The organism is Labrenzia sp. R5_0 (assembly GCF_017743835.1).
Lineage (GTDB): Bacteria > Pseudomonadota > Alphaproteobacteria > Rhizobiales > Stappiaceae > Roseibium > Roseibium algicola.
This window is the reverse complement of record NZ_JAGHRK010000005.1, coordinates 162252-174571: the sequence shown is the minus strand read 5'-3', so window position 1 is coordinate 174571 and position 12320 is coordinate 162252. Positions and strand designations below refer to the sequence as shown.

At 59.0% G+C, this 12320-nt stretch carries 8 protein-coding genes; 4 read left to right on the top strand and 4 right to left on the bottom strand.

Annotation, left to right across the window (positions count from 1 at the left end; translation table 11 throughout):
- Positions 1 to 12 precede the first annotated feature (12 nt).
- Genes J7447_RS24220 through J7447_RS24210 form a run of 3 tightly spaced genes read right to left on the bottom strand, consistent with a single transcriptional unit; the run spans position 13 to position 3717 of the window.
- Positions 13 to 879: an isochorismatase family protein gene (locus J7447_RS24220; protein WP_209171191.1), complete on the bottom strand. Its 867-nt coding sequence runs from the start codon at positions 877 to 879 to the stop codon at positions 13 to 15.
- Between the two features lie 9 nt (positions 880 to 888).
- Entirely contained in the window at positions 889 to 2523 is a 1635-nt protein-coding gene (locus tag J7447_RS24215; protein ID WP_209171190.1) for a (2,3-dihydroxybenzoyl)adenylate synthase, read from the bottom strand.
- Positions 2524 to 2556: 33 nt separating this feature from the next.
- Positions 2557 to 3717, bottom strand: a complete 1161-nt coding sequence (locus J7447_RS24210; protein WP_286189583.1) for an isochorismate synthase — start codon at positions 3715 to 3717, stop codon at positions 2557 to 2559.
- 101 nt (positions 3718 to 3818) lie between these two features.
- On the opposite strand from J7447_RS24210, the gene J7447_RS24205 reads away from it, so the two are divergent.
- From J7447_RS24205 to J7447_RS24195, 3 genes are all read left to right on the top strand, one after another.
- Positions 3819 to 5477, top strand: a complete 1659-nt coding sequence (locus J7447_RS24205; protein WP_209171188.1) for a condensation domain-containing protein — start codon at positions 3819 to 3821, stop codon at positions 5475 to 5477.
- Positions 5478 to 5493: 16 nt separating this feature from the next.
- A complete protein-coding gene (locus tag J7447_RS24200) occupies positions 5494 to 8583 on the top strand; it encodes an AMP-binding protein (protein WP_209171187.1) in 3090 nt (1029 codons plus the stop codon).
- Between the two features lie 77 nt (positions 8584 to 8660).
- Positions 8661 to 10046, top strand: coding sequence for a condensation domain-containing protein (locus J7447_RS24195; protein WP_286189528.1), 1386 nt, complete (start codon positions 8661 to 8663; stop codon positions 10044 to 10046).
- Positions 10047 to 10128: 82 nt separating this feature from the next.
- Here J7447_RS24195 and J7447_RS24190 read toward each other — a convergent pair whose 3' ends face one another.
- Positions 10129 to 11148, bottom strand: coding sequence for a LacI family DNA-binding transcriptional regulator (locus J7447_RS24190; protein WP_209171186.1), 1020 nt, complete (start codon positions 11146 to 11148; stop codon positions 10129 to 10131).
- Positions 11149 to 11288: 140 nt separating this feature from the next.
- Between J7447_RS24190 and J7447_RS24185 the strand changes: the two genes are divergently transcribed.
- Positions 11289 to 12320 carry a Gfo/Idh/MocA family oxidoreductase gene (locus tag J7447_RS24185; RefSeq protein WP_209171185.1) on the top strand — a complete coding sequence of 344 codons (1032 nt, stop codon included), beginning with the start codon at positions 11289 to 11291 and terminating at the stop codon, positions 12318 to 12320.

Genomic DNA, 12320 nt, shown 5'->3' with positions numbered 1-12320 from the left:
CGCTCTGCTGTGTCAGGCTGCAAGGCGCTTGCTTTCAATGAGCGCCCACCAGCCGTTCAGGGTCGGGACACGCGCCAGTTCGTCAAAGCCGACCACAATGCCGCGTTCCTTCAGTTCACTGGCGAGTTTCATGACCTGAATGGAATCGAGACCATAGAAAATCAGGTTTTCTTCCGGATCGAGATCGGCGTCGTCTTCGATGAGCTCCAACACGCGGCTGTGCAGCCAGTCCCGCATCGGCTCAGCCTTCCGGGCTGCACCGGTGAGGCTTGCCGTATCTGTGACCGCACCACAGCGGGTTGCGACATATTTCAGGGCCATCTTGTGTTCGGCCTCGGAAAAATCGGCAACCGCATCGCCAATCATGAAGGCCTGAATGTCGTTCATGAACGCATCCGCAACAGTCATCAGGCAGCCGATGTGTGCGTAGATGCCACCGACGATCAGTTGATCGCGGCCAAGGGATGCCATGCGGGCCTTGAGGTCGGATCGTTGAAATGCACTGTAGCGCCATTTCGTCAGAACCACGTCGTTTTCGCCTGGCTCCAGTCCCTTGACCACCTGCTGCAGGGCCGGGTCGGCCACGGTCAGGCCGGGACCCCACATGTCGTTCAGGAGTGCTCGGTCTTCCGGCGGCTGGTCATGAGGCTGAGCCGTGTAGATGACCGGGACGTTGTGGGCGTAGGCCCAGTTGCGGACACGCTGCAGGTTGGCGATCAACCGCGTCATCAGTTCGCCGTCGGCGTTGTAGTAGCGGAGGAAATAGTCCTGCATGTCGTGGATCAGGAAGACAGCACGAGCGGCATCCGGTTTCCAGCCGGTCTTGTTCGCCGGAAAGTCCTTCGGCATCGGGTAGTCGGAAATTGTCGGGATGGTCATTGGGAACCTCTACTGTGTCAGAGCGGGAGTGAATTTCTGCGCGAGATCCATGCGCAGTTTCTTCTTGTCGGGTTTGCCGAAGGCTGTGAGGGGAATGGCGTCCGCAAAACTGAAGCGGTCAGGCAGCTTGTAGTCGGCAACTCCGAGCGACATCAGGTGCCTGCGAAGAGCAAGCGGTTTGATGCAGGAGTTGTCCGAGACAATGACAGCGCAGCTTTTCTCGCCAAGTGCCGGGTCCTGGATGGCGACAAGGGCCGCTTCTCGAACATCAGGATGAAGCAGAAGCAGGCTTTCGACTTCTTCCGCGGCTATCTTCTCGCCGCCCCGGTTGATCTGGTCCTTTACCCGTCCAACCACCCGCAGATAACCTTCACCGGTGCGGCACACCAGGTCACCGGAATAGTAGAACCCGTCCTCATCGAAGACGTCGGCATTGTGTTCCGGGCTTCGAAAGTAGCCGCGGAAGGTGTAGGGACCACGCGTCGCAAGTCTGCCCGTTTCGCCGTCGGAAACAGGTTGTCCATCTTCTCCGACAATCTTGATTTCGTCGTCAGAGCTGATCGGGCGTCCCTGGGTCGTGAAGACAAGCTCATCCGGATCATCCAGACGGGTGTAATTCACCAGTCCTTCCGCCATTCCGAAGACCTGTTGCAGCTTGCAGCCAAGTATCTGAGGAACCAGACGCGCATGGGACTCAGGAAAATGTGCGCCGCCCACCTGCAGGAGTTTCAGGCTCTCCAGCGCATTGCGATGATCAGGCGCTGCCTGAAGCCAGAGATTGACGGCGGAAGGCACAAGACCGGCCATGGTCACCTTGTGTTTGCGAATAAGCTCGAAACAGGCAAGAGGTTCCGGATTGGGGGCGAGCACGACGCAGCCACCGGCATGGAACACTCCGAGTGCGCCTGGTGAACTGAGCGGAAAGTTATGCCCGGCCGGCAACGCGCAAAGAAACCGCGTTTCGGGTGTCAGGTCGCAAATTTCCGCGCTGGCCCTGACGCTGTAATCGTAGTCGTTGTGCGTGCGTGGGATCAGCTTCGGTGTACCCGTGCTGCCGCCGGACAGTTGGAAGAAGGCGACTTCGCCTGGGGGTGTCGGTCCGTAATCGGGGGCAACGCCTTCCGGAGCACTTTCGATCCAGTGTGACAGGCTGGAGGCGGGATCTGCTTCGTCCATAAGAAGAACAGTGAGAGCACCGTCCTGCATTTCCTGCAGGCTGCCGATGAAGTCGTCCGTCCGGAACAGCTCATGTTGGCGGCTGGCGATCAGAAGTTTCGGTTCGATCTGCCGGGCATAGGCCGTCATCTCGTGACGTCGATGGCTGTAGAGCGCGTTGACCGGTGCAATGCCGGCCTTCAGCAACGCAAAAAAGGCGATGTAGAACTCGGCGAGGTTTGGCAGCTGCACCAGTGCGGTGTCACCGGGACCCAACCCTTTTGCCACCAATCTTGCAGCCAGATTGGAGGACAGCCGGTCGAGTGCGTCATAGGAAAGGGTTCGTTCGCCGCACACGATCGCCGGCGCGGCGGGACGCGTTTGCCTTTGTTGATCCAGAATTCGGGTCAATGGCTGATCGATCCAGTAGGCACAGGAGCGGTAATGCGCTGCCAGTTCCTCTGGCCAGCGCTGAAATTCGACGTTCATTGGAAAACCTGATTGTTTGATAAGGACAGGGGCTCAGGCGGCGAGGCCGCAAGCCTTGAGCATGGTGCCCAGTTTGGTTTGGACTTCGGCCCATTCGCAGTCCGGTTGAGAGGCCTCAACGATGCCGGCACCTGCGAAAAGCCGCACCACGTCACGCTCAACGATGCCGCAGCGGATGGTGATGGCCCATTCACCGTTGCCCTCGGCGTCGCACCAGCCGACAATTCCGGTGAAAAGCCCGCGCTCGAACGGTTCGACAAACCGGATGAGACGGTGAGCCAGCTCTGTTGGATATCCGCAGACAGCAGGCGTCGGATGCAGGAGGCATGCTAGCTGCAACACGGTCATCGACGGGTCGTTCAGCTGTCCCTCGATCCTGGTGGACAAATGCCACAAAGCCGCTGTGCCAAGAAGCGACGGCTGATCCGGCACATCGATCTGTGAGCAATAGGGTTGCAGCAAACGGTGAATGTCCTCCACGACCAGCCTGTGCTCATAGCGATCCTTTTCGGAGCGAAGCAATTCAGTGCCGGCGTCCTTGTCGGCGGCGAGTTCGGGCAGGCGCCTGGTCGACCCCGCTAGCGGGTTAGACGTGAACGAGCGGCCGCTCTTGCGAATGAGCAATTCCGGACTGACGCCGATCAGCTCGCTGCCATCCGGAAGTGGCACCTGGAACTGATAGCCGTCGCTGTTCTGGGCCCGCAGGCTTGTCATGAGCCGCTCGACATCGACAGGCTCTGCAAATTGCAGTTCCCGTATGACCGAAAGGACGGCCTTGCGGACATCACTGTGCTGGAAGTTGACGATGGCGTGTTGGACGGCCCGTTTGAAGCCGGCCTCATCCGGATAACTCCGCTGCGCGAGCAGCTCCGGCATGATGCGTTTCGTGACAGCGCCTCCGTTCGGCTCCTTGCAGGTGCGCCATTCATGGCGTTCAGGCACGTAGAGGCAGGACACCTCACCGAGATCGAACGGAATGGCACCAACGACAATCGGGTTTGCCTGGCCAGCATTGCGGGCGCGTTCCAGGGCTGCGCCAACCGTGGCCTGAAACAGGTCGCCCGAAGTTTTTCCGGTCCGGGCCGGGACGGCAATCCGCTCGCGAATTCCATCTGCATGCAGTTCGTTTCCGCCTGAAGTGAACAGAAATTTTCGCTTGGGATCAGGCTGGATGGCCACGTCTTCGTGACGCATCACTCTCGCTCCGGTTGCCATGGAGCATCTCCTATATGAATGGTTGACCTGCTTCAATACTTGAGTATGATACTCATGTTTTGTCAACACCAAAAGTCGCAATGAAAAATCTTACACCCATGCAGGCCGCTTACTGGACCGGGCGCGAAGCCAAGGGCTTCCTCGGAAATGTATCAGCTCATCTTTATGTGGAATTCGATGGCAGCAACATCGATCCGATCCGCCTGGAAGGCGCGGTTCGCAAACTCTATGAGACGCATGCCATGCTTTGCATGCAAATCACGGCGGATGGCCGGCAAGTCATTGGAAAAACAGAAGAAAGCCTGTCTTTCGAGGTTGAGGACCTGAGCCCTCTCAAGCCGCAAGCACTCGCCCATCGACTGGCGGAAAAGCGGGAAAGCTGGACCAGTCGATCGCTGGACCTTGCCAGCGGTGAGACGTCCGCATTCGGACTTAGCCTTCTACCCGATGGTGCCAGCCGCTTGCATGTCGACACGGATATGGCGGCGATCGATCCGCCGAGTTTCTGCCTCCTCATGGAGGACCTTGCCCGGTACTACGAAAAGCCGTCATTGCCGGCCGAACCCGGGGAAAGCAGCTTTTTCGACTGGCTGGACGCCAAAGCCGATGATGCCGATTTGCACAGGCGTCAGCAGGAAGACAAGCGCTGGTGGCAAGAGCGTCTGGATGACATGCCGCCGGCTCCCGATCTGCCGGTCGTTGCCGCTGGCCAACGGGTCAAAAGCGGCAGGCTCGCCGCCTATCTGTCGCCTGCTGAACGCAGGTCACTGGAAGAGACCGCGCGCCGGCTGCGCGTGACAGTGTCGGCGTTGATGCTGGGGTTGTTCGCCGCCGTTGTGGGTGGGGCCACCGGCAGCGGCCGTTTTCGTCTCAACGTGCCGATGTTCTGGCGTGCTCCTTACACCGCCGGTGTCGAGCGGCTTGTCGGAGACTTTTCCAACACCCTTATTCTGGCGGTCGATCTACGGCCCGGGGAGACCTACGAAGACGTCTGCAAATCTCTGGCCGGCAGAATGCTGGACCTTCTCGCCCATTCTGCCTATCCGGGTGTCAGCGTGATGCGTGATCTGTCGCGCCATCAACGGTCCCTGCAGTCTGCGCCCATCGTGTTTACCTCCGGCCTCGGTCTGCCAGCGGGAGGCCTCTTCTCCGAACGTGTCCGCCAGGTTTTCGGATCGATGAACTGGGCCGTGTCACAAGGGCCGCAAGTTGCCCTGGATGCCCAAGTTGCGGAACTGGACGGCGGTATCCTGGTCAACTGGGATATCCGCTATGATGCACTGCCCGAAGCCTGGGTCGATGCCGCGTTCAAGAGCTATGAGCGGCTCGCGAGGAAAGTTGCGGCCGACCCGCGGTCACTTGGCGAACAGGCAGTTTGCAACGTCATGACGTGCGGCTCTGCAAGACGGCCCGCCACATACACCGAAGACATGCTTCTGGAACTGTTGAACCGGCTGGCGCCGGGCAGGGTGACTGGCAGTGATGCTCACATGCATCTCCCTATCCGGGATTTCGGACTGGGCGAGGGCGATCTTGCGGACTTCGTCACCTTTCTCAATCGTTACATTCCGTCTGCAGCCATTGCACCGGAGGACATTGGTCCTGCGAGCACAACCGCCGCCCTGGCATCCCTGATCAACGATCGCTCCGGCAAGGCGTCGGACAGCATCGCACGAGCTTTTCTGCAGGCGGTTGGCGCAAGTAGCCGGATTTCGCTTGCAGCTCAACCTGCCGAATAGATCCGCTGGAGACATCATGACATCCGAACTGACGTCGCTGCAGCGCGCGTACCTCCTTGGCAGAAGCGAATATGTGCCTCTCGGCGGCGTCGCGATGCAGGAGTTTCGCGAGTATCGCGGTCGCTTCAACCTCGCTCTTCTGGAGCGCCGGCTGCTCCATCTGGCGGAGCGATATGACAGCCTGCGGACGGTTGTCGATGGCCAAAGCCAATCGAGACACGTCCTGGCAACGCCACAGGTCGATTTCCTCCGCATCGATCTGTCCGACCAGACGCCGGAAAGTGCTGAGCAAAAGATCGCCGAGTTGAAGCAGGGGTTTACCCATGAGCTGTTCGATCTGACTGCACCGCCCTGGCGGGTCGTCGCGTTCCAGCTGCCCGAAACGGCCGGCAAGACCGGAGATGACTGTGCAATCTTCTTCCGGTTCGATGCGCTGGTCCTGGACGGTTTTTCCATAGCTGCGCTGATGGTTGAACTGTTCGAGGATCGACAGATCGAATCCGCGACAAGCTTGCCTGTTCCTTCTGCCATACAGCCGATCAAGAGCCAGAACGAGGCTGATGCAAACTACTGGAAGGCCAAGCTCGGGTCTTACGAAGGCGCGCCGAAGCTTCCCTGGGCGAAATCTCTGGAGACCATCGGAAGCTCTCGCTATGCGCGGGCCGGTTTGGCGATCGATGCAGCGCGTTTCCGCAAGCTCACGCGCATGGGGGCAAAGGCGGGCCTCTTTCGCAATACTGTGTTGTCGGCCGTGATCCTGGAAGTTCTGTCGCACTGGTTGAGCGAAGGGAGCCTTCATGTCGGCGTGCCGGCGGCCCCGCGAACGGAAGGGGGCTACCAAAACGGGTCGACGTTCTTTGCCGTCGCTTGGGACGGGCAGGGAACAGACGATTTTATTGCCAGGGCAAAGGCCTTGCAGGACGACGTTCTGGAGGGGCTGGATCACCTGTCGTTTTCCGGCGTCGAAATCAGCCGGTTTCTGATGGACCTCGGAGGTGGTGCAAGTGGTGTCGCCCTGCCGGTTGTCCTCACGAACGGGCTGTCCTGGCCAGTGCTATCGTCCGATGCGCACGTTCGCCTGCATGACGGCCTGACACAGACACCGCAGGTCGCATTGGACATTCGCCTGGGTGCGTCGGTCGACGGAGGTCTGTTGATCGATATCGATCATGCTGTCGAGGCTATCGAGCGCACCGTCGTCGACGATATTCAGGCAGCCATCGACAGGGCCGTGACCGCCATCTGCGAAAGCGAAGAGCTTCAGGTCGAAGCGCGAAACGTGCTGGATTTCGACCACTATCGGTTCAACATGCCGGTGGAGACTTATGCCGCCTGCGGGTACTTGAGGCGCATTGCCGACAACATGTTTTCAGCACCGCCGGAAAACGACGCGCTCGCCTGCGGTGCCCGTCGGGTCTCCTATGCAGAGCTCGGCAGGGGCGTGCACAAGGTGCTGGCGTCTCTCGCGGCCCGAAACCTTCAAAAGGGAAATGTTGCGGTTCTTGCGCTGCCGCGTTCTCCTGAACAGACGATGGTGACGCTGGCCTGTGCACTGCGTGGGGTAACCTGGGTTCCCTTGGATGCTTCTGCCCCAGAAGAACGCAGAAAATTTCTCTGCGACAATTGCAAGCCAGACCTTGTCGTCGGAACACAGCCGATTGAGGGCTACGACGTCGTTTCTGCCGAGACGCTGCTGCAGGGAGAACTCTCCGGCGACGTATTTGACTTCATGCCGCCGCTTCAGGAGCTCTCGTCCAGTCCGGCGGCCGCGTACTATCTTTATACGTCAGGCACGACCGGGAAACCGAAATGCGTCGTGCTGTCCAACCGATCGACCGACAACGTCATCGGCAGCACCAATGCGGAGTGGGAAATCACTTCGGGTGACGTCTTCATTTCAGTCAGTCCATTGCATCACGACATGTCTGTCTATGAGGTCTTCGGGTGTCTGACCGCTGGCGGAACGCTGGTTCAACCTGCTCTGGGCGAGGAGAAGGATGCGGTTCGGTGGAACCAGCTGATTGACGCGCACGGCGTAACGATCTGGTCGTCGGTTCCGACCATCTTCGAGATGCTGCTTTCCTGCCGTCAAGAGCCGGAACTTGCCAACTTGCGCCTGATCAACCAGGGCGGCGACTACCTCAAACCGGCGGTGATCGCAGACGTAAGGCGCAGCAACCCGGCTATCCGACTGAGTTCAATCGGCGGACCGACCGAAACCACGATCTGGAGTATCTGGCATAGGATCTGTCCGGAAGATACAGGCAACATACCTTATGGCCGCCCGCTGCCGGCAAACCGGTATTTCGTGCTCAACGAAAAAGGCGAGCACTGCCCTGTCGGTGTTGTTGGCCGTATCCATTCTTCGGGTGTGAACACGGCGCTTGGATATCTGGAAGACGGCGAGTTGCGGCAGCATGACTTCGTCATGATCCGGGATGAGCACGGAGAGCCGGTTCGTGCATTCCGGTCTGGAGACCGGGGGCGATACAGGCGCGACGGACTGATCCTGTTCGACAGCCGCGTTCAGGGTTACGTCAAGGTGCGCGGCGTCCGCATTTCCATGCCTGACGTCGAGAATGAACTTGTGAAACACCCTGACGTCGCCCGCGTTCTACTGACGGATCTTGGAGACGAACGCCGTGGGGAAACCGAATTGGGCGCCCTTTATGAACCGGTTCCTGGAAGCGGACTTTCCGATGCGGACCTTCGGAATTTTGCAAGACAGCACCTGCAGGAATCCCACGTTCCCGCGTACTTTTTAAAGGTGGATAGCATTCTGCTGTCTGCCAACGGAAAACCGGATCGAAGGGCTGCGAGGCAATTGCTTGCAGATTTCCCTTCCAGACAACCGGTGCCGCCAAGGAAAGCATCCCCGGCAAACCGTCGGCTTCTCGACATCTATCTGGAGGTCGTCGGCTGCGGAGCAACGTCAGCCGTAAATGGGGCTACCGACTTCCTGTCGATGGGGCTGTTACCGTCGCATCTCAAGACGATCGCTCAGCGCATCTCCGACGAATTCGGCGTCGCTTTGCCGCCAAAGCAACTTCTCATGTGCCGAAACGCGAACCAGGTGGAGGAACTCCTTTCCCGAGAGCTGCCTTGATTGGTCACAAGACGTTCCGTTTTCCAACCTTGCGAAAAATTCCGCCGTCATTTGAAATCGTAGAAGGAGTTTCGTTCATGCCGGACATCGGTCCAACCGGTGAGATGCCGTTGACGCTGCCACAGCTCGACTTCTGGGAAGAATTCACCTTTCATCCCGACCAGCCCGTGTCGACGGTCGCGCATTACATCGAGCTTGAAGGCGACATTGACGAGCCCGCGCTCACCAGGGCGATCACACGCACCATCCGCGAGGCCGAGATTCTGTCGGCCCGGTTCCGGGTGAGCCCGGATGGTGGAGCGCCGGTTCAGGTCTGCGATCCGGAATTTTTGCCCGCGCTTGTACAGGTGGACTTGCGCGAGGAGGCCGAGCCACTGGAAGTCGCCAGAAAGCGGATGGAAACCGATCTGGCCGCAAAACTGGATTTACGGCACGATAAACTGTCGGCGCATGCGCTTTACCGCGTCGGGGAGAGAATTTACCTCTGGTACATCCGCGCTCACCATATCATTGTCGATGGCTATGGCCTGGCGTTGATCGAACAGCGCTGTGCCGAGCTTTACAATCATTATCGCGGCCAGGGCGACGCCGGTCTGCCATTCCATCCGCTGGCAAGTTTCCTGTCTGAAGAGGCTCGATATCAGGAGAGTTGGCAGTGGAACGACGACAAGGCGTTCTGGTCGGAGTATTTCGCAAGAGCCTCCGACATCGAAGTTCTGGAGCGGGGAGATGAAGACTATGGTGGCCCCGGCTATCATGCTCAGGTTTCCCTATTTCCGGAGTTCACGCGAAACCTGCAGGCAACCGCTGCGGCGGTTGAAATTGGCTGGCCGGATCTCCTGACACTGCTCGGCGGTCTCTATCTTCTGGGCGAACGGGCCGGTCGGCAGATGCCGCCCGAGAATGCGTTGACACTCTGGCTTCCATTCATGAGCAGGTGGGGCAGTGTGGGGGCGCATTTGCCGGCGCTGCTGGTCAACATTCTGCCGTTCCGGATGGAGGTGAACAGAACCGACACCCTGGCAGATTTTCTGAAAGGCTCGGCGGCTGAGCTGAAACGCCAAAGGCGATACAGCCGCTACCGTATCGAGCAGATTTCACAAGACCAGGGGCTGACAGAAGGTGGCCGGTACTTCTTCTCTCCCCTGATCAACGTGCTGCCCTTCAATGCACCGGCTTTCACCGGTTGCAGGTCTCGCCGCCACATTCTTGGCAGTGGCCCCGCTGACGGCTTCAATCTCACTTTCCGAGGGGAGGATGACGCAAGCAACCTGACCCTGTGCCTGGACGCCGATCCCAGCATGATGAGCTCACAGGCTTTCAGCGAGCACGAAAAGAAACTGCCGTCATTCCTGTCAGATGCACTTCAACCGAAATGGCTGACACGACCGGTCGGCGATGTCCTTGGAACGACCTGTTCGTCCGCTCTGTTTGAGGCAGCTGCGCAGAGATTTCCGATGTAGTGACGTTGGACTGACTGCCTTTGGGAGGGGAGGGCAGCGTCCGCTGAAAAACAAGTGGCAAGCCGGTCGGATACGAGTTGGACTACCGGCCAGGTGGGGGCGCGAAACTCTCTGTTATGGCCATCGTGGCAGGCCAGACAATCCTGGTCTTGTGGCTGTTGTCGCGCAGCACGTGCAGAACTTCCTGAGCGATTGTTCGCCCGAGCTGCTCCAGATCGATCTCGAATGCCGTTACCGGCGGGTTGAGGAAGCGAAGGAGCTTGCTTCTGCGGAGTGTTGCAACCGACAGGTCCTTGCCCGGTGACAGCCCGGCTTCCTGAAGGGCCGAGTAAACGCCAAATGCCATCAGTTCGTAGTTCAGCAGCAGCGCGGTCGCCCGGTTGGGCATTTCCAGGATCTGGCGGGTCACCTGATTGCCGCCGGACTCGCTGACTTCACACTCGAAGATCAGACCGGGATCGAATTCCAGCCCCGTTTCGGCAACTGCGTTTTCATAGGCTTCGCGCAACACACTGGCGATGTTGGATCGGGTCGGCGGCACGGTAATGGCAATGCGTTTATGCCCGAGGGCCACCAGCTTGCGGATTGTCTGATCGACATATCCTTCGAAATCGAGATCGATCCAGGGGTGCTGGTCTTCCAGGCGTGACCGTCCGAGTGTCAGGAACGGGAGCCGTGACTTGAGCAGGAACTCGATCCGCGGATCGTTCTTCATGGTCGCGGTTACAACAATGGCATCCGCCGTGCCGCGCGCGATAACGCGTTTCAGAAACTCCGTCGGATCGTTGGCGGAATGGCAAGGCAGGATGATGAGATCATAGCCCTGATCATCGAGTTCGGCCTGCATGGCGTCAATCACGCGCATGAAGAAGTTGTCGCCGCTCCTGAGTTCCGACTGCCCGGTTTCAAGCATGAAGGCGATTGTCTGCGTTGTTCCACGACGCAGCGAACGGCCCGAAGCGTTCGCACTGTAGCCGAGTTCAACTGCGGCATTGAGCACACGCTCTCGGGTCTTTGCGTTTACATCCGGTTTGTCGTTCAGCGCTCGCGAAACGGTTCCGATAGAGATCCCAAGATGTTGCGCGAGGTCTTTTATGTTCAAGGACAGGGGCTCCTGAAAAGATTTCCGAAAACGTTTACGAAACTTCTTGACACAAAGTTCCATCGTAATCTAGCGTCGTAAACGTTTACGGAGCCCGGAAAGACGAAAGGTCACAACCGCGCCCGATGGGAGGAAATCACATGCAGACCGCCGTCATGGTGGGGTGCGGAGCCATGTCCGAGGGCTGGCTACGTGCACTTCAGGACATCAACTCTTCCGGCAAGCGGGTCGAGATTGTCGGCTTTGTCGACCTTGACACGGACCTTGCGCAAAAACGTGCTCAGACCTCCGGCTTCGGCAACGCAGAGGCCGGAAACGATCTGACGGAACTGCTGTCCAGGCTGAAGCCAGACCTCCTGTTCGATATCGTCGTGCCATCTGCCCGCAACGAAGTGGTGACCCAGGGCTTCGCTGCCGGCTGCGATGTGCTTTCCGAAAAACCGATGGCGAACTCGCTGGACGAGGCAAAAGCACTGCTCGACGTGCGACGGGATCAGGGCAGGTTGCATGCCGTGATTCAGAACCGCCGCTTTCTGCCCGGCATCCGGCGTGCAAAACAGTTTCTGGACCAGGGTGGCATTGGGCGGATCGCGGAGGTCCATTGCGACTTCTTCATCGCACCGCATTTCGGCGGGTTTCGGGAGGAGATGGATCATGTGCTGTTGCACGACATGGCAATCCACACTTTCGACGCGGCCCGTTTCGTTGCCGGGCTGGAACCGCGCCGGGTCTTCTGTCACGAGAGCAATCCGTCCCATTCCTGGTACCGCCACGGAGCCAGTGCCGCCGCCATCTTCGACTGCCATGACAATGTGACCATGACCTATCGCGGTTCGTGGTGTGCGGAAGGTGCGCGCACGGACTGGGAAGCCTCCTGGCGGATCATCGGATCGCGCGGAACTCTTTTGTGGGACGGCAACGAAGGCTTCCGAGCCGAAATCGTGAAATCGGCCGAAGGCTTTCTTTATCCGCTGGAAGAGGTCGAGGTGCCCGAATTGCCCGCATCGCTGGAGGTCACCGGCCATGCAGGCGTCATTGCCGATTTCCTGGATGCGCGTGAGACCGGCAGGGCTGCTCTCACGGATTCCGCCGACAACATCCGCTCACTCGCCATGACATTTGCTGCAATCCGGAGCGCCGAGGAAGAGCGCTTCGTCGAGATAGATATCTGA

Coding starts and splice junctions, on each gene's coding strand:
- J7447_RS24185 (WP_209171185.1), top strand. CDS start 11,289: ATGCAGACCGCCGTCATGGTGGGGTGCGGAGCCATGTCCGAGGGCTGG.
- J7447_RS24195 (WP_286189528.1), top strand. CDS start 8,661: ATGCCGGACATCGGTCCAACCGGTGAGATGCCGTTGACGCTGCCACAG.
- J7447_RS24200 (WP_209171187.1), top strand. CDS start 5,494: ATGACATCCGAACTGACGTCGCTGCAGCGCGCGTACCTCCTTGGCAGA.
- J7447_RS24215 (WP_209171190.1), bottom strand. CDS start 2,523: ATGAACGTCGAATTTCAGCGCTGGCCAGAGGAACTGGCAGCGCATTAC.
- J7447_RS24205 (WP_209171188.1), top strand. CDS start 3,819: ATGAAAAATCTTACACCCATGCAGGCCGCTTACTGGACCGGGCGCGAA.
- J7447_RS24210 (WP_286189583.1), bottom strand. CDS start 3,717: ATGCGTCACGAAGACGTGGCCATCCAGCCTGATCCCAAGCGAAAATTT.
- J7447_RS24220 (WP_209171191.1), bottom strand. CDS start 879: ATGACCATCCCGACAATTTCCGACTACCCGATGCCGAAGGACTTTCCG.